At 69.1% G+C, this 24,445-nt stretch carries 23 protein-coding genes; 18 read left to right on the top strand and 5 right to left on the bottom strand.

The genetic code is table 11. The annotated features are described in order from the left end of the window. Positions 1 to 4 precede the first annotated feature (4 nt). On the bottom strand, positions 5 to 1,423 hold the full coding sequence (gene ngcE, locus H9633_RS01090) for an N-acetylglucosamine/diacetylchitobiose ABC transporter substrate-binding protein (protein WP_191711788.1): 1,419 nt from the start codon (positions 1,421 to 1,423) through the stop codon (positions 5 to 7). 57 nt (positions 1,424 to 1,480) lie between these two features. Then, positions 1,481 to 2,407, bottom strand: coding sequence for a MurR/RpiR family transcriptional regulator (locus H9633_RS01085; RefSeq protein ID WP_191711787.1), 927 nt, complete (start codon positions 2,405 to 2,407; stop codon positions 1,481 to 1,483). Between the two features lie 187 nt (positions 2,408 to 2,594). Here H9633_RS01085 and H9633_RS01080 point away from each other — a divergent pair, with 187 nt between their 5' ends. From H9633_RS01080 to H9633_RS01070, 3 genes are all read left to right on the top strand, one after another. Then, positions 2,595 to 4,259 (top strand): arginine--tRNA ligase, encoded by a 1,665-nt coding sequence (locus H9633_RS01080; RefSeq protein WP_191711786.1) that lies wholly within the window; start codon positions 2,595 to 2,597, stop codon positions 4,257 to 4,259. 4 nt (positions 4,260 to 4,263) lie between these two features. Continuing rightward, the gene (locus H9633_RS01075; protein ID WP_191711785.1) at positions 4,264 to 5,031 is read left to right on the top strand and encodes an LmeA family phospholipid-binding protein; all 768 of its coding nucleotides are present in this window, start codon (positions 4,264 to 4,266) and stop codon (positions 5,029 to 5,031) included. A 435-nt stretch (positions 5,032 to 5,466) separates the two neighbouring features. Then, on the top strand, positions 5,467 to 5,775 hold the full coding sequence (locus H9633_RS01070; protein ID WP_071640608.1) for a GIY-YIG nuclease family protein: 309 nt from the start codon (positions 5,467 to 5,469) through the stop codon (positions 5,773 to 5,775). A gap of 192 nt (positions 5,776 to 5,967) precedes the next feature. Here the strand turns inward: H9633_RS01070 and H9633_RS01065 are convergent, their stop codons facing one another. Beyond that, positions 5,968 to 7,020: a YhjD/YihY/BrkB family envelope integrity protein gene (locus tag H9633_RS01065; RefSeq protein WP_191711784.1), complete on the bottom strand. Its 1,053-nt coding sequence runs from the start codon at positions 7,018 to 7,020 to the stop codon at positions 5,968 to 5,970. A gap of 121 nt (positions 7,021 to 7,141) precedes the next feature. Between H9633_RS01065 and lysA the strand changes: the two genes are divergently transcribed. From lysA to prfA, 5 genes are all read left to right on the top strand, one after another. After that, positions 7,142 to 8,533 (top strand): diaminopimelate decarboxylase, encoded by a 1,392-nt coding sequence (lysA, locus tag H9633_RS01060; RefSeq protein WP_191711783.1) that lies wholly within the window; start codon positions 7,142 to 7,144, stop codon positions 8,531 to 8,533. Between the two features lie 58 nt (positions 8,534 to 8,591). Continuing rightward, on the top strand, positions 8,592 to 9,908 hold the full coding sequence (locus tag H9633_RS01055; RefSeq protein WP_191711782.1) for a homoserine dehydrogenase: 1,317 nt from the start codon (positions 8,592 to 8,594) through the stop codon (positions 9,906 to 9,908). 77 nt (positions 9,909 to 9,985) lie between these two features. Continuing rightward, positions 9,986 to 10,894, top strand: a complete 909-nt coding sequence (thrB, locus tag H9633_RS01050; protein WP_191712890.1) for a homoserine kinase — start codon at positions 9,986 to 9,988, stop codon at positions 10,892 to 10,894. Positions 10,895 to 11,061: 167 nt separating this feature from the next. Continuing rightward, positions 11,062 to 13,155, top strand: coding sequence for a transcription termination factor Rho (gene rho / locus H9633_RS01045; RefSeq protein ID WP_318247162.1), 2,094 nt, complete (start codon positions 11,062 to 11,064; stop codon positions 13,153 to 13,155). 24 nt (positions 13,156 to 13,179) lie between these two features. After that, on the top strand, positions 13,180 to 14,256 hold the full coding sequence (gene prfA, locus H9633_RS01040; RefSeq protein WP_191711781.1) for a peptide chain release factor 1: 1,077 nt from the start codon (positions 13,180 to 13,182) through the stop codon (positions 14,254 to 14,256). Positions 14,257 to 14,265: 9 nt separating this feature from the next. Here the strand turns inward: prfA and epsC are convergent, their stop codons facing one another. Further along, on the bottom strand, positions 14,266 to 14,829 hold the full coding sequence (epsC, locus tag H9633_RS01035) for a serine O-acetyltransferase EpsC (RefSeq protein ID WP_191712888.1): 564 nt from the start codon (positions 14,827 to 14,829) through the stop codon (positions 14,266 to 14,268). A gap of 14 nt (positions 14,830 to 14,843) precedes the next feature. Continuing rightward, positions 14,844 to 15,782, bottom strand: a complete 939-nt coding sequence (gene cysK, locus H9633_RS01030) for a cysteine synthase A (RefSeq protein ID WP_071642237.1) — start codon at positions 15,780 to 15,782, stop codon at positions 14,844 to 14,846. 116 nt (positions 15,783 to 15,898) lie between these two features. Between cysK and prmC the strand changes: the two genes are divergently transcribed. The 10 genes from prmC to H9633_RS00980 all read left to right on the top strand — a co-directional run bounded on the left by prmC (position 15,899) and on the right by H9633_RS00980 (position 24,426). After that, complete coding sequence (prmC, locus tag H9633_RS01025; protein ID WP_191711780.1) at positions 15,899 to 16,756, top strand: peptide chain release factor N(5)-glutamine methyltransferase; 858 nt, start codon at positions 15,899 to 15,901, stop codon at positions 16,754 to 16,756. Positions 16,757 to 16,824: 68 nt separating this feature from the next. Beyond that, positions 16,825 to 17,556, top strand: coding sequence for an L-threonylcarbamoyladenylate synthase (locus tag H9633_RS01020; RefSeq protein WP_191711779.1), 732 nt, complete (start codon positions 16,825 to 16,827; stop codon positions 17,554 to 17,556). After that, positions 17,553 to 18,755, top strand: a complete 1,203-nt coding sequence (locus H9633_RS01015) for an MraY family glycosyltransferase (RefSeq protein WP_071642240.1) — start codon at positions 17,553 to 17,555, stop codon at positions 18,753 to 18,755. The genes H9633_RS01020 and H9633_RS01015 overlap by 4 nt, the downstream gene beginning before the upstream one ends. Next, positions 18,752 to 19,261 carry a hypothetical protein gene (locus H9633_RS01010; protein WP_191711778.1) on the top strand — a complete coding sequence of 170 codons (510 nt, stop codon included), beginning with the start codon at positions 18,752 to 18,754 and terminating at the stop codon, positions 19,259 to 19,261. Before H9633_RS01015 ends, H9633_RS01010 begins: the two co-directional genes overlap by 4 nt. 179 nt (positions 19,262 to 19,440) lie before the next feature. Further along, complete coding sequence (atpB, locus tag H9633_RS01005) at positions 19,441 to 20,184, top strand: F0F1 ATP synthase subunit A (protein WP_071642242.1); 744 nt, start codon at positions 19,441 to 19,443, stop codon at positions 20,182 to 20,184. Between the two features lie 43 nt (positions 20,185 to 20,227). Next, on the top strand, positions 20,228 to 20,464 hold the full coding sequence (gene atpE / locus H9633_RS01000) for an ATP synthase F0 subunit C (protein ID WP_071642243.1): 237 nt from the start codon (positions 20,228 to 20,230) through the stop codon (positions 20,462 to 20,464). Between the two features lie 27 nt (positions 20,465 to 20,491). Further along, entirely contained in the window at positions 20,492 to 21,034 is a 543-nt protein-coding gene (locus H9633_RS00995; RefSeq protein WP_071642244.1) for a F0F1 ATP synthase subunit B, read from the top strand. Further along, on the top strand, positions 21,034 to 21,822 hold the full coding sequence (locus H9633_RS00990) for a F0F1 ATP synthase subunit delta (RefSeq protein WP_191711777.1): 789 nt from the start codon (positions 21,034 to 21,036) through the stop codon (positions 21,820 to 21,822). The genes H9633_RS00995 and H9633_RS00990 overlap by 1 nt, the downstream gene beginning before the upstream one ends. 50 nt (positions 21,823 to 21,872) lie before the next feature. Beyond that, positions 21,873 to 23,513: a F0F1 ATP synthase subunit alpha gene (gene atpA, locus H9633_RS00985; RefSeq protein ID WP_071642246.1), complete on the top strand. Its 1,641-nt coding sequence runs from the start codon at positions 21,873 to 21,875 to the stop codon at positions 23,511 to 23,513. A 19-nt stretch (positions 23,514 to 23,532) separates the two neighbouring features. Beyond that, positions 23,533 to 24,426 carry a F0F1 ATP synthase subunit gamma gene (locus H9633_RS00980; protein ID WP_071642247.1) on the top strand — a complete coding sequence of 298 codons (894 nt, stop codon included), beginning with the start codon at positions 23,533 to 23,535 and terminating at the stop codon, positions 24,424 to 24,426. Positions 24,427 to 24,445: the final 19 nt, after the last annotated feature.

Genomic DNA, 24,445 nt, shown 5'->3' with positions numbered 1-24,445 from the left:
GTGGTCACTTGATCTCGATCTTCTTGATGGAGTCGTCCTCCCGCACCTTGTCGACCAGGGCCTGCAGCTGCGTGGTGAGCGTGGCGACGTCCATCTTTCCGTCCAGGAACGAGTTCCAGATCGGCAGCTGGTCGCTGTTCATGCCGTACAGGTTCGTCGACTTGATGGTGAACACGTTGCCGTCGGCGGCGGCGATGATCTCGGACTGCGAGACCAGCGCGGTGGAGCCGAAGCCGTCGGCGGGGACGGTGTCCTTGACGACCGTCGGCGCGAGCTTGCTCTTGGCGAAGTCGGTCGCCGCCTCCTTCGACAGCATGGTGCGCAGCAGCTCCTTGCCGCCCTCGGGGTTCTTCGCCTTCGACGGCACGATGAACGGCTCGCCCGCCTCGACGCGCGCCGTGCCCGCGGGCGTGGTCTGGTTTCCGTCCAGAGGCAGCTCCGAGATGCCCTTCATCTTGAAGCCGTCGGCCGTCTGATCCTTCATCTCGTTCTCGATCCACGAGCCGGACGGGTACAGCAGCGCCTCCTGTGCGTTGCTCCACTGCGCCTGCGCCTCGGTGAACTGCGTGCCCGAACCGCCGGGCTTGACGTAGCCGGCCTGGATCAGCTCGTAGAAGATGTTCAGGATGTCCTGCAGCACGGGGTGCGACCACGCGTCCTCGGCGAGGTTCTCCAGCGGCAGGCGCACGTCGTCGCCGGCCTGCACGACGGCCGAGTCGATGACCATCGTCTGGTAATAGGTCGCCGCCTCCTTGCCCCACAGGAACAGGTACTTGCCCTGCTCCTTCGCCTTGGCGCCGAGGTCCTTCAGGTCCTGCCAGCTCGTGGGCACCGACCAGCCGTTCTCCTCGAAGAGGCTCGAGGAGTACCAGATGCCGTAGACCGTGAGCACGTAGTTGAGGGCGACGAACTTGCCGTCGAACGTGCCCGGATCCTTCACGCCGGAGAACACCGTGTCGGCGATCTTCTCGCCGTCGGTGTTGTTCGCCTCGAGCACATCGTCGAGCTCTTCGAGCTGATCGAGGATGGTGTTCCATCCGATCGAGTTGGCGCCCGAGTTGTCGATCAGGTCCGGAGGGTTGCCGCCGACGAACCGTGGCTGCAGCTCGGTGGCGATCTTCGTCGAGGGCGAGACCTTGACGGTCACGCCGTCCAGGCCCTTGCTCTTCTCCATCAGCTTCGCGGAGTTCTCGACATAGTCGATGCCGTAGCCGCCGTTGAAGATCACCGCATCGACCATCGAGTTGGCTGCCACGCCGAACGGGTTGTCGGCTGTGACTTCACCGGCCGGGCCCTTCTCGCCCCCGCCGCCGCCGGGAGCGGCGCACGAGGCGAGGGTGGCGCCGAACGGCAGCAGCAGCGCTGCGGCTGCCGCACCGCGAAGCAGGTTGCGACGGCTGATGGATGCGTCTTTGATGTCCATCTCATTACCTTCCGTTGTGGATGTGAATCGGTGTTGGGGTCGGGTTCTTCGGCGGGCTCAGGGCCCGGTGGTGTCGGGCCGGTGCGCGCGCGGCGCGCGGCGGTGCGGGGCCACGGCCATGGCGCTGGCGGCCAGACGGGTGGCGGCCACCCCGAAGGTCTGCTGTGCGGCGAGCACGTAGAGCAGGTCGAGCACGAGCAGCTGGGAGTGCTTGACCGACAGGTCGTCGGGGCGCAGGTAGGCGGTGGGCTCCGCCGTGGCGAGCGAGATGTCGGCGAGTGCGGCGAGGGGCGAATCGATGTCATGCGTGATCGCCACGGTGAACGCTCCTGCCGACTGAGCCTGGGAGAGCATCTGCACCGTCTCCTCGGTGCGCCCGGTGCTGGAGATGCCGATCGCGACCGACGACTGATCCTGCAGCACCGCGCTGGTGAGTCCGTCGTGCACGTCCGACCAGCAGTGCGCGTTGACGCCGATGCGGTAGAGCCGCCCCTGGAACTCGCGAGCCATGACCCCGCTGCCGCCGACGCCGTAGATGTCGACGTGACGCGCCGCGGTGATCGCGTCGGCGGCGCGCAGCACCGCGTCGAGGTCGAGGCCCCTCGCCGTGCTCTGCAGGCTCTTGACGTGCAGGTTCAGCAGCGTCTGCAGGATCTTGCCTGGCTCGTCGGAGGCGCTCAGCTCGCGACCCATGTCGGCATGCCAGCTCTCCTCGGCATCGCCGCGGCCGATCTCGGAGGCCACTCCGACCCGGAACTGGGTGTATCCGTCGAAGCCGAGTGCGCGGCAGAAGCGGGTGACGGTGGCAGCGGACGTACCGGCGCGATCGGCGAGTTCGGTGATGGTCAGCTCCACGGGAGCCGCCGGGTGATCGGCGACCACGTCGGCGATCCTGCTCATGGCCGCGGGCATGGTGCGCCGGCGATCTGCGATGCGCCGTGCGATCGTCAGGCCGTTTCCGATGTCGCGGGTCCGTGGCACCATTGCCTCCAGGTTCGTCGGGGGCGGGAGCGCGAGCTCTCGTCCGGGATCCCCGTTGCACTGAAAACTATTCTCATGCGACGAAAACGTCAAACACCGCCACGTCACGAATGAATCACGATGGTCGCCAGCGCGTGTGCGCGCCCGGGTTTCCGGCCGGGGATGCGGCGAGCCGTAGACTTGATCCCCTATGAACCCTGAAGCCCTCTCCGCCGCTGTCCTCGCCGTCCTCGACCCGATCGCGGCCTCGCTGCGATCGGATGAGGGCCTCGGCGTCGACGCCGCGGACATCGTGCTCGAGCGTCCGCGCAATCGCGACCACGGAGACTGGTCGACGAACATCGCGATGCGCGTGGCCAAGCGGCTGGGGTCGAACCCGCGCGAGCTGGCGCAGCGGATCGCCGACGGCCTGACGAGGACCGACGGCATCCAGGCTGTGGAGGTCGCCGGACCCGGCTTCATCAACATCCGCCTCGAGGCGGGCGCAGCAGGCGCCCTCGCGAAGACCATCGTCGAGGCGGGGGACGCGTACGGCACCAACGACTCCCAGGACGGGGTCTCGGTGAACGTCGAGTTCGTCTCCGCCAACCCCGTCGGGCCGCTGCACATCGGTCACACCCGCTGGGCAGCCCTGGGCGACTCGATCGTGCGTCTGCTGCTCGCCAGCGGAGCCGACGCCGTGCGCGAGTACTACATCAACGACGCCGGGGTGCAGATGGAGCGCTTCGCGCTGTCGATCCTCGCGTCGGCCAAGGGCGAGCCGACGCCCGAGGGCGGCTACCCCGGCGAGTACATCGCCGAGCTCGCGAAGCGCGTGCTCGCCGCGCACCCCGGCCTGCTCGAGATGCCCGAGGCCGAGCAGCTCGTGATCGCCCGTGACCAGGCGTACGAGTATCAGCTCGCCGAGATCCGGGCATCCCTCGACGCCTTCAACGTGCCCTTCGACGTCTGGTTCTCCGAGCGCACCCTGCACGCCCAGGGCCCCGAGGGGTCGAGCCTCGTCGATCAGGCGGTCGACCGTCTGCGCGACCAGGGTCATGTCTTCGATGAGGACGGTGCCGTCTGGGTGCGCACCACCGACTTCGGCGACGACAAGGATCGGGTCATCCGCCGCTCGAACGGCGAATACACGTACTTCGCCGCCGACGCCGCCTACTACCTCAACAAGAGCGATCGCGGATTCCAGAACAAGATCTACCTGCTCGGCGCCGATCACCATGGCTACGTGCATCGTCTCAAGGCGATCGCGGGGGCGGCCGGCGAGGATCCGGAGAAGAACATCCAGGTGCTCATCGGCCAGCTCGTGTCGGTGCGCGGTGCCCGCCTGTCCAAGCGCGCGGGCAACATCATCGAGATGGATGACCTGCGGGCATGGATCGGCACCGACGCGCTGCGCTACGCGCTCGAGCGATCGCCGGCCGACTCGCCGCTCGATCTCGATCCCGAGCTGCTGCAGAAGCGCACCAACGACAACCCGGTGTTCTACGTGCAGTACGCGCACGCGCGCACGCACAACGTGGCTCGCAATGCCGCGGACTCCGGCGTGGATCGCTCGGAGTTCGCTCCCGAACTGCTCACCCACGAGACCGAGAGCGCTCTGCTCGGGGCGCTGCAGGAGTTCCCCCGCCTGGTGGCGTTCGCAGCCGAGGTGCGCGAGCCGCACCGCATCGCGCGCTACCTCGAGGAGCTCGCGGGTCTCTACCACCGCTGGTACGACAACTGCCGGGTCATCCCCAAGGGCGACGACCCGATACAGACGGTGCACCGCACCCGGCTGTGGCTGAACGACGCCACCGGTCAGGTGCTGCGCAACGGTCTCGACCTGCTCGGAGTCTCGGCCCCCGAGAGGATGTGACAGCATGACGAACACGACCGCCGTCAGGCGTCGGCCGCGCTGGCCCTGGGTCGTGCTCGTCATCGTGCTCGTGCTGGGGGCTCTCGTCGCCGTCGGCGAGCTCGTGGCGCGGGCGGCGGTGCCGAACACGATCCGCTCGCTCGTGATCTCCCACCTCGACCTGCCGGCTGATCAGCAGCTCGACGTGCAGGTGCCCGGCGTCATCCTGCCCCAGCTGATCTCGGGCACGCTGGACGAGGTGAAGCTCGCTTCGGACGAGGTGACGATCGGCGGCATCACCGGCTCCGCTCGGGTCACCGCGAGCGAGGTGCCCGTTTCGGGCGGTGCGCTGGGGGTCGCGCAGGGCACCGTCTCGGTCGACCAGGACGAGTTCGCATCGCTGCTCGACGCGTCGCAGCTGCCCGTCTCGGGCATCGAGCTGGCGGCGCCGAACGCGACGATCGAGGCCGACCTCGAGCTCTTCGGCAGCCGGATCCCGGTCGGGCTCACGGTCACCCCCGCGGCCGATGACGGCGACCTGCTGCTGACTCCGGTCTCGCTCATGTTCAACGGCGCGGCGGTGGACCTGGACGCCGTCTCGGGTCTGGCCGGAGCGGCGGGAGCCGCGATCACCGAGCCGCAGCGCATCTGCATCGCCGATCGTCTTCCTGCCGGCATCACCCTCACCGGCCTGCGCATCGAGGGCAGCCGGGCCGTGGCTGACATCGCCGCCGACGGCCGGATCACGGTCGACTCCACGCTCCTCGATCCCGGCACCTGCCCCCGCCCCTGACCCTTCGGGTCCCTGACCGTCTTTAGGGCCCTGAGCCTCTTTGGGTCCCTGAGCCTCTTTGGGTCCCTGACCCTCTTTGGGTCCCTGAGCCTGCCGAAGGGCCGCCCGCTTGGGATCCCTGACCCTCTTTGGATCCCTGAGCCTGCCGAAGGGCCGCCCTTTATGGGTCCCTGAGCCTGCCGAAGCGCCGCCCGCTTGGGATCCCTGACCCTCTTTGGGTCCCTGAGCCTGTCGAAGGGCCGCCCGCTTGGGATCCTGACTGGATCCTGCTGAAGGGCCGCCCTTTATGGGTCCCTGAGCCTGCCGAAGGGCGGGCGGCCTCGCCCTGGGGAGCCCAGCTGTTCTGCCGCGCCCACGACTCGCCCAGAGGTGCTGACGCCGCCGGTTATCCACAAGCAATCACAGACGACCCTGCAACAGCGCGAACATGGACTCATGCCTTGGATGTACATCCTCGAGTGCGCTGACGGCGCCTTCTACACCGGCAGCACGAACGGCGATGTCGCCGCGCGTGTCTGGGCGCACAACTTCGATGATGTGCATTCCGCTGCCTTCACTCGAAAGAGACGTCCTGTCAGGCTGGTGTACGCCGAGGACTACCCGACGGTCGACGCGGCGTTCGCTCGGGAGAAGCAGGTGCAGGGCTGGAGTCGACGCAAGAAGCTGGCGCTCATCGAAGGCCGGGTGGACGAGCTTCCTGCGCTGTCGCGGCCTGCGGCAGACGGCGACGCACCTGATCGGTGAGTGGCGGCCCTTCGACAGGCTCTGGGACCCAAGGTGGCGGCCCTTCGGCAGGCTCAGGGACCCAAGATGGTCAGGGTCCGAGGGTATGGCTCAGGGGGGAGAGGCCCTTCGACAGGCTCAGGGACCCAAGAAGTCTGGCCCTTCGGCAGGCTCAAGGGCCCAACGGGCTCAAGGACCCAGACGTGCAGCGGCTCAGTCGGGCGCAGCGGCCTGCTGCGCCGCACGCAGATGCGCGGTGGCGGCGCGCACATCGTCCTCCGCCTGACGCAGCGCGAACTCGGGCAGTGTCTCGGCGCCGAATCGCTCAGCCACCCGATCCCCCTGCTCGCGGTGCGAGATCGTGATCAGGGCACTCGCCAGCAGGATGACCTGCGTCGAGAGATTCAGCCACAGCAGCAGGGCGAGCAGCGACGCGAACGAGGCGAGCAGCGGGTTGGCCTTCGCGCCGCCGACGAACAGTCCCGACAGCTCCTGCAGAACCAGCAGGCCCACCCCGCCCAGTGCTGCGCCGCCCCAGAGCGCCGAGCGCGATGCGCGCACGCCGGACAGCATCCGGTACACCGCGGCGATCAGCACGGTGTCCAGAGCGAACACGATCACCAGCGACAGCACGCGCACCGTCCAGAACACGGCGGGGGCGTCGCTCGCGACGCCGACGATGCCGGCGAACCAGCCGACCACCAGCTCGCCGGCGAAGGTGAGCGCGGCGGCGGCGACAAAGGTGGCTCCGATGATCAGCGCGAGCAGCGCGCTGCGCAGCAGGACGAGGTAGAGGACGACGTCGGCGGTGTCCGTTCCGGCGATCGTGCGCACGGCGTTGCGCATGGAGCCGATCGCTCCGAGCGCGGAGCCGATGAGCCCGATCAGCGAGATCACGCCGGCGACCGACAGCCCGCCCGGGGCGTCGATCATGTCGAGCTCGACGATGCCCTTCTCATCTCCGGTGGCGATGAGCCCCGGCACCGCCGAGTCCACGGCCGAGACGACAGCTCTCCACGCGACGGCATCCTGGGAGAGCCACAGGGCGGCGGCGGAGAACCCCAGCAGCACGGCGGCGAACACGCTGAACAGCGCCCGGTACGTCACGGCGTCGGCGAGCATCGGACCGCGTCTGCCCGTGTACAGCAGCGCGGCCCGGACGACGCGCAGCCGCAGCAGCCGGCGGATCACCGTCGCGGACGTCCGCGCGATCCACCCCTTCTGCGCGGGGGGTGATGCGGGGTCGGGATTCGTCGGCCTCTCCATCCTCCCCACACTATTGAGTGCGTCGGAATGTGAACGGGGGTTGACTCGGCGGTGTCCTAGAATCAGGGTCGACCTCGTCTCCACGGCGAACCCGTCAGAACCGTGACCCGATTGGCGCTGCGTGCATTCCCCCGATTCCTCTCCCGCCCCCGGATGGCTGGTCGTTCCCGACGACGCCAACGACCTGGTCGAGGGGGTGTGGCCGCTCTCCGCGGAACGCGATGACGACGGCGAGCTGCGCATCGCGGGCGTGGGCGTCGGCGAGCTCGTGCGCGACCACGGCACGCCGCTGCAGGTGATCGACGAGACCGAGGTGCGCCGCCGGGCCGCGGCGCTGCGCTCCGCCTTCGATCGTGCCGCAGCCGAGCACGGCACGACCGCGCGCATCTACTACGCGGGCAAGGCGCTGCTGAACACGTCGATCGTGCGCTGGGTGCTCGAGGAGGGCCTGAACGTCGACGTCTGCACCGGCGGCGAGCTCGAGGTCGCGCTGGCCGGGGGAGCGGATGCCGGCCGGCTGGGCTTCCACGGCAACAACAAGTCGGTCGCCGAACTCGAGCGGGCGGTGGATGCCGGTGTCGGCACGATCATCATCGACAGCGTCATCGAGATCGAGCGCCTCGCCGCGATCGTCTCGCGCACCGGGGCGTCGCAGCGCGTCATGCTGCGCGTGAACAGCGGTGTGCACGCGGAGACGCACGATTTCCTCGCGACCGCGCACGAGGATCAGAAGTTCGGCTTCCCGCTCGGCCAGGCTCCCGCGGCCGTCGCGCGGATCCGCGAGGTCGACGGGCTGGTGTTCGCCGGCCTGCACTGCCACATCGGCTCTCAGATCTTCGGCGTCGCCGGCTTCCGGGAGTCCGCCTCGCGCCTGCTCGATCTGCACCAGGAGCTGCTCGCGGGCGGCGACATCCCCCAGCTCAACCTCGGCGGCGGGTTCGGCATCGCCTACACGAGGGTCGACGATCCCACGCCCATCGCCGACCTCGCCGAGGGCATCGTCGCGGCCGTCGCCGAGGGCTGCGCGGCACGCGGCATCCCGGTGCCCGCGCTCTCGTTCGAGCCCGGCAGGGCGATCGTCGGCAACGCCGGCGTGACGCTGTACGAGATCGGGACCACCAAGGACGTCGCCCTGGAGACGACCACGCGGCGCTACGTCAGCGTCGACGGCGGCATGAGCGACAACGCGCGCCCGGCCCTGTACGGCGCCCAGTACTCCGCGCGTCTCGCGTCGCGGATCGGCACGGGTGCGCCGATGCTCGTGCGCGTGGTGGGCAAGCACTGCGAATCGGGCGACATCGTGGTCGACCATGAGTATCTGCCGGGCGATGCAGGACCCGGCGACCTGATCGCCGTCGCCGCGACCGGAGCGTACTGCGCGCCCCTGTCGAGCAACTACAACCACGTGCCCAGGCCGCCCATCGTCGCGGTGGCTGACGGACGATCGCGCGTCATCGTGCGCGGCGAGTCGATCGCCGACCTGCTCGCGCGCGACGCCGGCATCCCGCAGTGAGCCATGGCCGTCCGAGGCCAGACCCGACATCCTGACCCGACCGTGCTGAGGAGCGCAGATGACTGACTACCGACGACTTCGCGTGGCGCTGCTGGGAGCGGGAGCCGTGGGCTCTCAGGTGGCATCGCTGCTGCTGCGCCACGGCGACGAGCTCGCCGACCGCGCGGGGGCCCGGCTGGAGCTCGCGGGCATCGCCGTGCGCGACGTGGACGCCCCGCGCGACGTCGACCTGCCCCGCGAGCTGTTCACCACCGACGCGGAGACGCTGATCACCGGATCCGACATCGTCATCGAGCTGATGGGCGGGATCGAGCCGGCGCGCTCGCACATCCTGCTGGGCCTGGGCTCCGGCGCAGACGTCGTCACCGCCAACAAGGCGCTGCTCGCCACGCACGGCCCGGAGATCTACGAGGCCGCCGAGCGGGTCGGCGCCTCGGTGTACTACGAGGCCGCCGCAGCCGGCGCGATCCCGATCATCCGACCGCTGCGCGACTCGCTCGCCGGCGACCGCGTCGTGCGCATCATGGGCATCGTCAACGGCACGACCAACTACATCCTCGACCGCATGGACAGCGAGGGCGCCGATTTCGACGACGTGCTCGCCGATGCCCAGCGGCTCGGCTACGCCGAAGCGGATCCCACCGCCGATGTGGAGGGATACGACGCCGCGCAGAAGGCGGCGATCCTGGCGTCCCTCGCCTTCCACACCACCGTCCCGCTCGACGCCGTGCATCGCGAGGGCATCACGGGTGTGACCGCCGACATGATCGAGGAGGCCCGTGAGGCCGGATTCGTGATCAAGCTGCTGGCGGTGTGCGAGCGCCTCGTAGACGGCGGACCGGAGTCGATCTCGGTGCGGGTGTACCCGGCGCTCGTGCCGCGCGATCACCCGCTCGGCGCGGTGCACGGCGCGAACAACGCCGTCTTCGTCGAGGCCGAGGCCGCGGGCTCGCTGATGTTCTACGGTGCAGGTGCGGGAGGCGTGCAGACCGCGTCCGCGGTTCTCGGCGATGTCGTGTCGGCGGCCCGTCGCCACATCGCCGGCGGCACCGGGGTCGGCGAATCGACGCGCGCGAACCTGCCGGTCGTCTCGATCGGACATGTGCTGACCCGCTACCAGATCACCCTCGAGGTGTCGGATGAGGCGGGCGTGCTCGCCACCATCGCCGGTCTGCTCAGCGACGGCGGCGTCTCGGTGGCCACGCTCGTGCAGACCGTGATCCCGGCCGCCGACGACAACGACCGCGAGAGCGCCCGGCTGATCATCGGCACGCACCGCGCCACGGACAGCGCGCTCAGCGCGGCCGTCGACCGGCTCGCCGCGAGCGACGTCGTCGAGCGTGTGGTGTCGGTGCTGCGCGTCGAGGGGGAGTGAGCGTGGGGGTCACCCTCGTGCCGGCCGAGCCGGTCACCTCGCAGGCGCCGCACGTCGACGGAGCGACCCGCACCGTCATGGTCACCGTCCCCGCGACCAGCGCCAACCTCGGTCCTGGATTCGACACCCTCGGGCTCGCCCTCAGCGTGTACGACACGCTCACCGCATCGTCCTTCGACGACGACCGCCTCGTGATCGACGTCACCGGGTCGGGCGCGGAGGAGATCCCGACCGATGCGAGCAACCTCGTCGTCCGCTCCATCGCGCACGTGTACGCCGATGTCGGGCGCCGGATGCCCGGGCTGCATCTTCACGCCGAGAACGGCGTGCCGCACGGGCGCGGCCTCGGCTCATCCGGCGCGGCGGTGACCGCGGGGATCCTGATCGCGAAGGGCCTGCTGGCCGGCGACGTCGAGCTCGACGACGAGGCGCTGCTGCGTCTGGCCACGGAGCTCGAGGGCCACCCGGACAACGTCGCCCCCGCCCTGTTCGGCGGCCTGACCATCGCGTGGACGGGCGAGCGCGGCCCCCAGCACAAGAAGCTGCTCGTGCACCGGGGTGTCGCTCCGCTCGTGTTCGTGCCCGGTTTCACGATGTCGACCTCGCTCGCCCGGTCGCTGCAGCCGCCACAGGTCTCGCGTGAGGACGCCGTGTTCAACGTGTCGCGCTCGGCTCTGCTGATCGCGGCTCTCACGCAGAGTCCCGAGCTGCTGCTCGACGCGACCGGCGACCGCCTGCACCAGGACTATCGTGGCCCGGCGATGCCGGAGACGCTGCGTCTGGTCCAGGCGCTGCGCGCGGAGGGCTTCGCGGCTGTCGTCTCGGGCGCCGGACCCAGCGTCCTCGTGCTGGCGGACGGGCCCGGAGCGCGCCAGCGCGCGGTCGAACTCGCCGATGTCGTGACGGACACTCCGTGGCAGGCGCACATGCTCGCGGTCGACGTTCAGGGTGGTACAGTGAGGGAACGAGCGGAGGGCACCACGTAACTTCGTGATTCTCGCCCTTTCGCACTTCTGCGAAGTCCGCACGCGATCCCCAGGAACATCCAGGTACTGGCTGGCAGGCGCTCTGCGTCGGCGCGTGTGATGTCCGCGGCATCTGCTGCGTGCAACATCGGACTGCTCGTCTTCCCACGACATATGAGGGAGTACTCGTGGAGAACCTCTCCGAGACCCAGAACGACACCACGACCACCGAGTCGATGACGGCCGAGAGTCCGGCACCGGTGCGCAAGCGCGCGCCGCGCCGCGCGACGACCGCGTCCGCCGCGGCGGCAGCCGAGGCGAGCACAGCCGCCCCTGCGACCGACGCGGCTCCTGCGGCCGACGCCGCTCCCGCGGCGGAGCAGCCGAAGGCGAAGGCACCGCGCCGCACGCGCGCCAAGAAGGCCGACGCCGAGACGCTCGACCTGCCCGTGGCTGAGACCCCGGCCGAGCCTGCAGTCGCAGCACCGGCCGCGGATGCACCGGCCGCCGACGCGCCGGAAGCGGACGCCGCTTCGGCGCAGGGGAACGACGGCGCCGAGGCGCCCGCGAAGCCTGCCCGCAAGCGCCCCACGCGCGCGAAGAAGAGCGACGCTCCCACCGCGGCGACGCCGGACGAGGGCGCCCCCGAGGCGTCCCAGCCCGCCGACCAGAGCGCTGGCGCAGGCGATGACCAGGCTGCGGATGCCCCGGCTGAGGCCGTCAAGCGCCCCGCGCGCGGACGCCGCGGCGCGAAGGCCGCAGAGCCCGAGACCGCTCCCGCCGACGCGTCCGCCGATTCGGCTCCGAGCGAGCAGACCCCCGCCGCCGATCAGAGCAGCGGTGACGGCGACGGCGACGGCGACGGTTCCAGCCGCAGTCGCAGCCGCAGTCGCAGCCGCAGCAGGGGACGCGGTGACAAGAACGGCGGCGACAAGACCGCCAACGGCCAGAACAACGGCGGTCAGAACGGCGGCGCTCAGAGCAGCGGCGGCCAGAGCGACTCCGACGAGGAGAGCGGCTCTGCTCGCGGACGGCAGCGTGGCAGCAAGCGCCGCGGTGGCGGCAACACCACCGCCGACGAGTTCGACACCGAGATCGGCGAGGACGACGTGCTCATCCCCGTCGCCGGAATCCTCGACGTGCTCGACAACTACGCCTTCGTGCGCACCACCGGCTACCTCGCCGGCTCGAGCGACGTGTACGTCTCGCTCGGCCAGGTGAAGAAGTACAACCTGCGCAAGGGCGATGCGGTCGTCGGCGCGATCAAGCAGCCCCGCGAGGGCGAGCAGCAGGGACGCCAGAAGTACAACGCGCTGGTGAAGGTCGACTCGATCAACGGGCTCTCGCCCGACGACGCCGCGAACCGCGTCGAGTTCGGCAAGCTCACCCCGCTGTACCCGCAGGAGCGCCTGCGCCTGGAGACCGCCCCCGAGAAGCTGACGCAGCGGATCATCGACCTGGTCGCCCCGATCGGCAAGGGCCAGCGCGGTCTGATCGTCGCGCCGCCGAAGGCCGGCAAGACCATCGTGCTGCAGCAGATCGCCAACGCGATCGCGCAGAACAACCCCGAGGTGCACCTCATGGTCGTGCTCGTCGACGAGCGCCCCGAAGAGGTCACCGACATGCAGCGCACCGTCAAGGGCGAGGTCATCGCCTCGACCTTCGACCGGCCGGCGGAAGACCACACCACGGTCGCCGAGCTCGCCATCGAGCGTGCGAAGCGCCTCGTCGAGCTCGGTCGCGACGTGGTCGTGCTGCTCGACTCGATCACCCGCCTCGGTCGTGCCTACAACATCTCCACGCCCGCCTCCGGCCGCGTGCTCACCGGCGGTGTCGACGCCGCGGCGCTGTACCCGCCCAAGCGCTTCTTCGGTGCCGCGCGCAACATCGAGAACGGCGGCTCGCTCACCATCCTCGCGACCGCCCTCGTGGAGACCGGTTCCAAGATGGACGAGGTCATCTTCGAGGAGTTCAAGGGCACCGGCAACAGCGAGCTGCGCCTGTCGCGCCAGCTGGCCGACAAGCGCATCTTCCCGGCCGTCGACGTCAACGCGTCGAGCACGCGTCGTGAGGAGATGCTGCTCTCGGCCGACGAGGTCAAGATCACGTGGAAGCTGCGTCGCGCCCTCGCCGGCCTCGACCCGCAGCAGGCGCTCGAGGTCGTGCTCGGCAAGCTCAAGGAGACCGGCTCCAACGTGGAGTTCCTCTTCCAGATGCAGAAGTCCGTGCCCACGCCGAACGCGAACGGCGGCTCGCACGCCCACGAGAACAGCATCCGCTGATCCACCGCTGAGCGGAGCAGAGGCGTGTTCGAATCGGTCCAGGCCCTCATCGAGGAGCATCGCCGGGTGCAGGAGGAGCTCTCCGACCCGGCGGTGCACGCCGACGCCGCCCGCGCCAAGCGGGTCAATCGGCGCTACGCCGAGCTGAACCGCATCGTCGCCGCGCACGAGGCGTGGACGACGGCATCCGACGACCTCGAGGCGGCTCGCGAGCTGGCCAGGGAGGACGACGCGTTCGCCGCCGAGATCCCCGTGCTCGAGGAGGGGTTCCGCGTCGCGCAGGAGAAGCTGCGGCGCCTGCTCATCCCGCGCGATCCCGACGACGCACGCGATGTGATCATGGAGATCAAGGCGGGGGAGGGCGGCGCCGAATCGGCGCTGTTCGCCGCCGACCTGCTGCGCATGTACGTGCAGTACGCGGCGTCCAAGGGCTGGAAGACCGAGCTCCTCGAGCGCAACGAGTCGGATCTCGGCGGCTACAAGGATGTGCAGGTCGCGATCAAGGGCTCGTCCTCTGACCCGTCGCAGGGCGTCTGGGCGCACCTGAAGTACGAGGGCGGCGTGCACCGCGTGCAGCGCGTGCCCGCCACCGAGTCGCAGGGGCGCATCCACACGTCGACCACCGGCGTGCTCGTCTTCCCCGAGGTCGACGAGCCGGAGGAGATCCAGATCGACGCGAACGATCTGAAGATCGATGTCTACCGCTCGTCGGGACCGGGCGGGCAGTCGGTGAACACCACCGACTCGGCGGTGCGCATCACGCACGTGCCGACGGGGATCGTCGTGTCGATGCAGAACGAGAAGTCGCAGCTGCAGAACCGCGAGGCGGCCATGCGCGTGCTGCGGGCCCGTCTGCTCGCCAAGCAGCAGGAGGAGCTGGATGCCGCGGCATCCGACGCCCGCCGCTCGCAGATCCGCGGCATGGACCGCTCCGAGCGCATCCGCACCTACAACTTCCCCGAGAACCGCATCGCGGATCATCGCACGGGCTATAAGGCGTACAACCTCGACCAGGTGATGGACGGCGCGCTCGAGCCGATCATCGAATCGGCGATCCACGCCGACGAGGAAGCCAGGCTCGCCGCCCTCGGCGGCGAGTGAGCCGCGGACTCAGATCACGTAGTCCGACGCGGTCAGCAGCGCCCGCGAGTCGTCCGATCCCGTGCGCCGCCGAGGCTTCGCCGGTACGCCGACGAGGATGCTGTCGGCAGGCGCATCCTTCGTGACCACGGCGTTCGCGCCGATGACGGACCGCGCGCCGACGCGCACCGGGCCGAGGATCTTCGCCCCTGCGCCCACGGACACGCCGTCCTCGAGGGTGGGGTGTCGCTTGCCGTGATCGCGGGTCCTGCCACCGAGCGTGACGCCGTGGTAGAGCATCACATCGTCGCCGATCTCGGCCGTTTCGCCGATCACGACGCCCGTGCCGTGGTCGATGAAGAAGCGCCGGCCGATCTTCGCACCGGGGTGGATCTCGATGCCCGTGAGGCAGCGTGTGATCTGCGAGCCCATCCTCGCGACGAAACGGAGTCCGCGTCGCCACAGTGCGTGCCACACGCGATGGCCCCACACGGCGTGCAGACCCGGGTAGAGCAGAGCCACCTCGACCCCGCTGCGGGCAGCGGGGTCGCGGTGGCGGGCGGCCGCGATGTCCTCGCGGATCCGGGAGAGCATGCTCACAGGACGGGTCAGTCCTCGCGCAGGTCTTCGAACAGGGCGGTGGAGAGGTAGCGCTCACCGGTGTCGCAGCCGATGACGACGATCTGCTTGCCCTTGCTCTCGGGGCGCGCGGCGATCTTCAGCGCCTGAGCGACGGCGGCCCCGGCGGAGATGCCGACGAGGATGCCCTCCTTGGCGGCGAGCGCGCGGGAGGTCTCGAGCGACTCCTCGAAGCCGGCGGTGATGATCTCGTCGATCACGTCGCGATCGAGGATCGCGGGCACGAAGTTGGGCCCGATGCCCTGGATCTTCGCGGGGCCGGTGCGTCCTTCCGAGAGGAGGGGGGAGTCGGTCGGCTCGACGGCGACGACGTGGACCTCGGGCTTGACCGCCTTCAGCGCCTGGCCGACGCCGGTGATGGTGCCGCCGGTGCCGACACCGGCCACGAAGATGTCGACCTGCCCGTCCGTGTCGCGCAGGATCTCCTGCGCCGTGGTCTCGCGGTGGATCTGGGGGTTGGCGGAGTTCTCGAACTGGCGGGCCCAGACGGCACCCGGCGTGGACTCGATGATCTCCTGCAGCTTCTCGATCGCGCCCTTCATGCCCAGCGTCGGATCGGTCAGCACGAGCTCGGCGCCGAACGCCTTCAGCAGCACGCGGCGCTCCTTCGACATGGACGCGGGCATGGTGAGGATCACCTTGTAGCCGCGCGCGGCGCCGACCATGGCCAGCGCGATGCCGGTGTTGCCGCTGGTCGCCTCGACGATCGTGCCGCCGGGCTTCAGCTCGCCCGACGCCTCTGCGGCGTCGACGATCGCGATGCCGATGCGGTCCTTCACGCTCGAGGCCGGGTTGAACGACTCGAGCTTGACGAGAACGGTGGCGTCGAGGCCCTCCGTCAGGTGGTTCAGCCGCACCAGGGGGGTGTTGCCGAAAGTGCTGGTGATGTCGTTGTGGATGCCGGTCATGGCAGACCTTTCGTGAGCGGAGTTCTCGTGAGCGGAGTCAGCGACATCAGCCTACGTTGCGTACTCCGGGTGATGACGGAATGTGACCGGATGCCCGCACCGCATACGCTGGGAGAATGCCCATCCCGATCTCGGCGCAGCTGCGCGCCATCGCGCAGCGACTCGCCGACGCGGGCGTGCCTGACCCGCTCGTCGACGCTGAGCTGCTCATCGGTCACGTGCTCGGACTCGGCCGCGGTGAGCTGCAGGCCGCGGCTGTGCGCGGGGATCAGATCGCCGAAGCGGAAGCCGAGCGGCTGGCCCTGCTCGTCGACCGACGCGCCGCACGCGAGCCCGTGCAGCATCTGACCGGTCGGGCCGCCTTCCGCCACCTCGAGCTGGCGGTGGGCCCCGGTGTCTTCGTGCCGCGCCCCGAGACCGAGACCGTCGTGCAGTTCGCGATCGATGCGCTCCTGGAGAGCGCGTCCGCGCAGCCGGTGGCCGTCGACCTCGGCACGGGCAGCGGCGCGATCGCCCTGGCGATGGCCACCGAGGTGCCGCACGCGAGAGTGCACGCCGTGGAGCGGTCCGCCGACGCATACGCCTGGGCGCAGCGCAACGCGCGTGGCGTCGGGAACCTGACCCTCGTGCACGGGGATCTGGCGACGGCATTCGACGAGCTGCGCGGCGTCGCCGACGTGGTCATCTCGAACCCGCCGTACGTGCCCGACGATGCGATCCCGCGCGACCCCGAGGTGCGCCTGCACGACCCGGCTCAGGCGCTGTACGGCGGAGCGGACGGACTCGACGTCGTGCGCGTGATCAGCTCACGGGCCCAGGATCTGCTGCACGCGGGTGGACTGCTCGTGCTCGAGCACGGCGAGCTGCAGGGCGCCGCGATCCGCGACATCCTCACATCCGACGGGTGGCGCGCAGCGGCGACGCACCAGGACCTCACGCGTCGCGACCGCGCGACGACGGCGCTGCGGGCCTGAACGCGGTCGCGACGGGCGCGCTCTCGCGCCCGTGGGCACGGAGGCGACCGACGTAGACTAGGAGCGCCATGTCAACTGTCTTCGATTGCCGCGACGACTCCCAGATCCTCGCCGGCATGCGCCACGCCCGCCAGGCGATCGCCCGTGGCGAGCTCGTCGTCCTGCCCACCGACACCGTGTACGGCATCGCGGCCGACGCCTTCTCTCCCGCCGCCGTTCAGCGCCTGCTCGACGCCAAGGGCCGCGGGCGCGACATGCCGCCGCCGGTGCTCGTCGCCGGACAGGACATGCTCGCCGCCCTCGTCGAGACGGTTCCCGCACCGGTACAGCGGCTCGTCGACGCGTTCTGGCCCGGCGGCCTCACGATCGTGCTGCCCGCTCAGCCGTCGCTGACCTGGGACCTGGGCGAGACCAAGGGCACGGTGGCCGTGCGGATGCCCGACCGTCGCATCGCTCTCGAGCTGCTGGCAGAGACGGGGCCCCTCGCCGTGTCCAGCGCGAACCTCAGCGGGCGCGACGCCGCGATCATCGCGTCGGACGCCGAGGCGATGCTCGGCGACAGCGTCGCGGTCTACCTGGAGGAGGGCTACAGCGAGACCGGCGTGCCCTCGACCATCGTCGATGCCACCTCCCTCGTCGCGACTGCCGACGGGGACACCCCGGCGGTGCGCATCCTGCGCGCGGGCGCCGTGACCAGGGAGCAGCTGGCCGAGGTGCTCGGGGATCTCCTCGAGCCGGAGGAGCAGCCGGGCGAGGTCGGGGAGCGCCCCGTCGACGAGAGCCCGGTCGACGAAGAGTGAAGCAGTACCTGTTCACGATCATCCTCACGGCGGCGGTCACCTTCGCGCTGTCGTGGGCGGTGTGGCGGCTGAGCCTGAGGTTCAAGCTGTACCCCGGCATCCGTGAACGCGATGTGCACAAGACCCCGACCCCACGACTCGGCGGCGTCGCCATGTTCATCGGCATCGCCAGCGCGGTCCTCATCTCCGCAGCCAACCCGTTCTTCGAGCGGATGTGGTCACCGCCGAACACCCTGTGGGCCATCCTCGCGGCGGCGCTTCTGATCGCCGTGGTCGGGGTGATCGACGACCTGATCGATCTGGACTGGATGATCAAGCTCGCCGCGCAGTTCCTCGCGGCCGGGATCATCTCGGTCGGGGGAGGTCTGCAGATCCTCTCGCTGCCGGTCGGCGACATGATCCTCGTCTCGAGCTGGGTGAGCATCTCGATCACGATGTTCGCGATCGTCGTGGTGATGAACGCGGTCAACTTCATCGACGGGCTCGACGGTCTCGTCGCGGGCGTCTGCCTCATCGCCAACGGCGTGTTCTTCGTCTACGCCTACATCCTCACCCGCGACTCGGGCGCGACGAGCTACTTCAACCTCGCCACCTTCCTCGCCGCGGTGCTCATCGGCGCGTGCCTCGGCTTCCTGCCGCTGAACTGGAGCCCGGCGAAGCTGTTCATGGGCGACTCCGGCGCCCTCGTGCTGGGGCTGCTGATGGCGACATCGACGATCGCGCTCACCACGCAGGGTGATGTGAACGCGTTCGATCCGGAGCGCTTCGGCCGATCGCAGCTGCTCGGCGCGTTCATCCCGATCGTCCTGCCGCTGGTGATCGTCATGCTCCCGCTCCTCGACTTCGGCCTCGCGGTGTCCCGCCGGATGCGCGCGGGCCGGTCGCCGTTCTCGCCCGACCGCAAGCACCTCCATCACCGGATGCTGGATCTCGGCCACCGCCACCGCGACGCCGTGCTGATCTTCTACGCATGGAGTGCGATCATCTCGCTGACGGTCCTGCTGATGTACATCGCAGGTCGACAGGACTGGCCGGGCGGATACCTCGCCGCGGTCGCGTTCGGCGTGGTCGGCATCGTCGCGTGCCTGATCATCACGCGCACCCCGCTCAGCGTCCGGCGACGAGCCGCGGAACGCCGAGCCGCAGCCGCCGTCTCCCACCCCACCCGACCCGACACCGAGCCCATGGAGCCCCGATGACCCCGAGCCCCGTCTCCAGCACACCCATCCTGCGGCGAACGCTGACGTGGTCGGCCGGTGCCGCACTGGTGCTCGCCATCGCCGCCGCGGGTATCGGCTACGCCGTCGACGGCACGAGCGGGCTGTGGAGCGGCCTGAGCGGGGTTCTGCTCGCATTCGTGTTCCTCGCCATCACGGCGGGCAGCATCCTGTTCGCGAACCGCTGGTTCGGCGATCCGATCTACGTGCAGCTCTTCTTCGCGATCGTGCTGGGCGGCTGGCTGCTCAAGCTGGGTCTGTTCCTCGTGATCATGATCGTCATCAGCGGTCAGGCCTGGATCTCGCCGCTCGTGTTCTTCCTCGCGATCGTCGCCGGTGTCGTCCTCTCGCTCGTGGTCGATGCCGTCGTGCTCGTCCGCATGCGCCTTCCGCACGTGAGCGACATCGATCTTCCGACCGTCAACCCCGAGGACGAGGCCGACGCCGACGGTCGGAATGCGCACGGCGCGACCGAGAACGACGGCTGAATCTGGTAGTGTTTATCCGTGCCCGCCGCTCGTCTCGCGAGCGCTTGCGCTGATGCACACCGTCCCTCGTCGCCCCGGTTCTCGCCGGTGACCCGAAGCTGGAGCCCGCGCTGTTGAATCCCGTTGCGACCCTGACCCTTCGTCCGATCGCCGGTGACGGTGAATTCCACGGCCCCTCGATGGACGAGTTCTTCCCGGAGATCCTGTTCAACGCGTTCGGTGTCGTGCCGATGCATCGCATCCACCTCATCCAGCTGCTCTCCGTGATCGCCGTCGTGCTGTTCATGTGGCTCGGCACCCGTCGCATGACCGTCGTGCCGGGCCGCTTCCAGAGCGTCGTCGAGATGGGGATCGGCTTCGTCCGCAACGGCATCGGCCACGACCTCCTCGGCCGCAAGGACGGCGAGCGGTTCGCTCCGCTGCTCGTGGCGATGTTCTTCATGATCCTGTTCATGAACATCACCGGCATCATCCCGTTCCTGAACATGCCGGGCACCGCGATCATCGCCGTGCCGCTCACGCTGGCCGTGATCAGCTACGTGACCTTCATCTACGCCGGCATGAAGAAGAGCCCGCTCGGGTTCTGGAAGAACTCGCTCTTCCCGGCGGGCGTGCCGTGGCCGGTCTACATCATCGTGACTCCGCTCGAGTTCATCTCGACCTTCATCATCCGCCCGGTGACCCTCACCCTGCGTCTGATGATGAACCTCGTCGTCGGTCACATGATCCTCGTGCTGTGCTTCGCGGCCACGCACTTCTTCTTCTTCACCGCAGGTGGCGGCTGGGCGGCGCTCGGCGTCGGCACCCTGGCCTTCGGCGGCGCCTTCACTCTCTTCGAGATCCTGGTCGTCGTCCTGCAGTCCTACGTCTTCACCGTCCTCACCGCGATCTACATCCAGCTCGCGGTCGCAGAAGAGCACTGAGCGGGTCGGCAACTGCCGTCCCACCCAACGAAAGGAAAAACCCGTGGACGCTACTACGGTTCTCGCTGAAATCAACGGTCACATCGGTGCGGTCGGCTACGGCCTCGCCGCCATCGGACCGGCCATCGGCGTGGGCATCGTCGTCGGCAAGACCATCGAGGGTGTCGCCCGTCAGCCCGAGCTCGCCGGTCGCCTGCAGGTCCTCATGTGGATCGGTATCGCCTTCACCGAGGCGCTCGCGTTCGTCGGCATCGCCGTCGCATTCATCCCCTTCCCGTAATCCGCACCGACTTCTGAAGGAGACAGGATGCTGAACGCTCTTGTCACGAACCTCGCGGCGGAGACCGAGGCGCCTAACCCGCTCATCCCCGCGTGGTACGACATCATCTGGTCGGGCCTGTGGTTCCTCATCATCCTCATCGTGGTGTGGAAGGTCGCCCTTCCTCGCCTGACCGCGATCCTCGACGAGCGCTCAGCCGCCATCGAAGGCAACATCGCCAAAGCCGATGAGGCGCAGAAGCAGGCCGAGGCCGCGCTGGAGGAGTACACCCGCCAGCTCGCCGAGGCACGCGCCGAGGCCGGTGAGATCCGCGAAGCCGCCCGCGAGGACGGCAAGAAGATCGTGACCGAGGCCAAGGAGACCGCTGCCGCCGAGGCCGGTCGCATCACCGCAGCCGCTCACTCGCAGATCGAGGCCGAGCGCCAGGCGGCGTTCGTCTCGCTGCGCAGCGAGGTCGGCACGCTCGCGATCGACCTCGCAGGCAACGTCGTGGGGGAGACCCTCAGCGACGACGCTCGCGCGACGGCCGTCGTGGACCGCTTCCTCGCCGACCTCGAGAAGGCCAAGTAATGGGCAGCGCGACCACTCAGGCACTCGCGGCATCGACGGACGCTCTTGCCGCAGCGTCGGGCCTGAACCTCGACAGTGCAGCCGAGCTCTTCGCTGCGGCTCGCACGATCGGGGAGTCGGCTCAGCTGAGCGGCGCGCTCGCCGATCCTGCAGCTCCCGCTGAGGCGCGCAGCGCGCTCGTCTCGGCTGTCTTCGCCGGTGTCTCGGCTCCGGTGCGCGCGCTGCTCACCACGGTCGCAGCTCAGCGCTGGTCGTCGGAGTCCGATCTCGTCGACGGTGTCGAAGAGCTCGCGATCCGGGCAGCCGCCGCCGCGTCTGCCGGTGACGACGTCGCGACGGAGCTGTTCGGCTTCTCGCGCGTCGTCGCGGCGAACCCCGAGCTCGAGCTCGCGCTCGGCGGTCGGCTCGGCGGCGACGCCGCGAAGCGCGCACTCGTCGAGCGCGTGCTCGGCGGCGCCGTATCACCGGCGACCATGCTGATCGCCTCGTCCCTGGTGCCGCGTCCGCGTGAGCGCCGCGTTCGCCAGGTGCTCAGCCGCGCGGTTCGCATCGTCGCAGCTCAGGCAGGCCGTTCGGTGGCGACGGTGTACACCGCCGCTCCGCTCGCGGCTGCACAGGAAGCGCGTCTGCGTGACGCGCTCGCCCGTCGCTACGGCGGCGAGATCTCCATCAACCAGGTGATCGACGAATCCGTCGTCGGGGGCCTGCGCGTGCAGATCGCCGATGACGTCATCGACGGCAGCATCTCCGCTCGCCTCGCCGACCTTCGCCAGAAGCTCGCGAGCTGAACTACTCGACGCGGGGAACCGCGCACACCCAGACACACAAAGGGAAGACAATGGCAGAACTATCGATCAGCCCCGACGTCATCCGTGACGCGCTGAAGGACTTCGCCGCAGCCTACGAGCCCACCGGCGCCGCGGCGACCGAGGTCGGCACCGTCATCGACGCAGCCGATGGCATCGCGCACGTCGAAGGACTGCCGGGCGTCATGGCCAACGAGCTCGTCACCTTCGGCGACGGCACGAAGGGCCTGGCACTGAACCTCGACGAGAAGGAGATCGGTGTGGTCGTCCTCGGCGACTTCACCGGCATCGAGGCGGGCCAGGAGGTGACCCGCACCGGAGAGGTTCTCTCCGTTCCGGTCGGCGACGGCTACCTGGGTCGTGTCGTCGACCCGCTCGGCAACCCGATCGACGGACTCGGCTCCATCGCGACCGAGGGCTCTCGTGCACTCGAGCTGCAGGCGCCCGGCGTCATGCAGCGCAAGTCCGTGCACGAGCCGATGCAGACCGGCGTCAAGGCGATCGACGCGATGATCCCGGTCGGCCGCGGCCAGCGTCAGCTGATCATCGGCGACCGCCAGACCGGCAAGACCGCTCTCGCGATCGACACGATCATCAACCAGAAGGCCAACTGGGAGTCGGGCGACGTCAACAAGCAGGTGCGCTGCATCTACGTCGCGATCGGTCAGAAGGGCTCGACCATCGCCGGTGTGCGCGGCGCCCTCGAGGAGGCCGGCGCGATGGAGTACACCACCATCGTCGCGGCCCCTGCGTCTGACCCGGCCGGCTTCAAGTACCTCGCCCCCTACACCGGCTCGGCCATCGGCCAGCACTGGATGTACGGCGGCAAGCACGTCCTGATCATCTTCGATGACCTGTCGAAGCAGGCTGAGGCCTACCGCGCCGTGTCGCTCCTGCTGCGCCGCCCGCCGGGGCGCGAGGCGTACCCGGGTGACGTCTTCTACCTGCACTCGCGTCTGCTCGAGCGCTGCGCGAAGCTCTCCGACGAGCTCGGTGCCGGTTCGATGACGGGTCTGCCGATCATCGAGACCAAGGCGAACGACGTCTCGGCGTACATCCCGACCAACGTGATCTCGATCACGGACGGCCAGATCTTCCTGCAGTCCGACCTGTTCAACGCCAACCAGCGTCCCGCGGTCGACGTGGGCATCTCGGTCTCGCGAGTCGGCGGTGACGCCCAGGTGAAGTCGATCAAGAAGGTCTCCGGAACGCTGAAGCTGGAGCTCGCGCAGTACCGCTCCCTCGAGGCGTTCGCGATGTTCGCGTCCGATCTCGATGCGGCGTCGCGTCGTCAGCTCGCCCGTGGTGCGCGCCTGACCGAGCTGCTCAAGCAGCCGCAGTACTCGCCGTACCCCGTCGAGGAGCAGGTCGTCTCGATCTGGGCCGGAACGAACGGCAAGCTCGACTCGATCGAGGTCGAGGATGTGCTCCGCTTCGAGCGCGACCTTCTCGACTACCTGCGTCGCAACACGTCGATCCTCGACACCCTGCGTGACACCAACGTCCTCGATGACGCCACGGTGGCAGAGCTCGACAAGCAGACCGACGCCTTCATCCTGGAGTTCCAGGGCGGCAAGGGCCAGTCGATCAGCAGCCCGGGCAACGAGCAGGTGTCGGCCGAGGACGCCGGTGACGTCAGCCAGGAGAAGATCGTCAAGGGTCGTCGCGCGTAACCGCGTGAGGTACTGATTCATGGGCGCTCAACTCAGGGTCTACAAGCAGAAGATCTCTTCTGCTCAGACGACCAAGAAGATCACGAAGGCGATGGAACTCATCGCGGCTTCGCGCATCCAGAAGGCGATGGCACGCGTCAAGGCGTCCAGCCCCTTCGCGCGGGCCGTGACGAGGGCCGTGTCCGCCGTCGCGACGCACTCCAGCGTCGACCACCCGCTCACCCGCGAGGCTGAGACGATCCGCCGCACGGCGGTCGTCATCTTCTCGAGTGACCGGGGGCTCGCCGGCGCGTTCAACTCCCAGGTGATCCGCGAGGGTCTCGAGCAGGGCGAGCGTCTGCGTGAGCTCGGCCGTGAGCCGGTGTACTACCTGATCGGCCGCAAGGCGGTCGGGTACTTCCAGTTCCGTCGCATCGAGTCCGCCGCGGAATGGATCGGCGACACCGACACGCCGTCGTTCCACACGGCCGAGGAGATCGCGCACACGCTGCAGGAGGCCTTCCTGCGCGGTGGCGCGTCCGAGGGCGTCGACGAGATCGTGCTGGTGTACAACCGCTTCGTCAGCATGATGACGCAGGAGCCCACCGCCCTTCGTCTGCTGCCGCTCGAGATCGAAGAGGCCGAGGACACGGCGACCGCAGCCGTGTACCCGCTCTACGAGTTCGAGCCCGACGCCGAGACGGTGCTGGACGCCATCCTGCCGGTGTACATCCAGAGCCGCGTGTTCAACGCGCTTCTGCAGTCGTCGGCAGCGAAGCAGGCCGCGACGCAGAAGGCGATGAAGTCGGCCAGCGACAACGCCGACAAGCTGATCACCGACTACACCCGCCTGCGCAACAACGCTCGCCAGGCCGAGATCACCCAGCAGATCGCAGAGATCGTCGGCGGCGCCGACGCCCTGTCGTCCAGCTGACACACATCAGGAGAAGAGA

Origin of the sequence: Microbacterium commune, from assembly GCF_014836945.1 — a bacterium.
Classification (GTDB): domain Bacteria; phylum Actinomycetota; class Actinomycetes; order Actinomycetales; family Microbacteriaceae; genus Microbacterium; species Microbacterium commune.
This window is presented reverse-complemented; position numbering and strand designations above follow the sequence as displayed.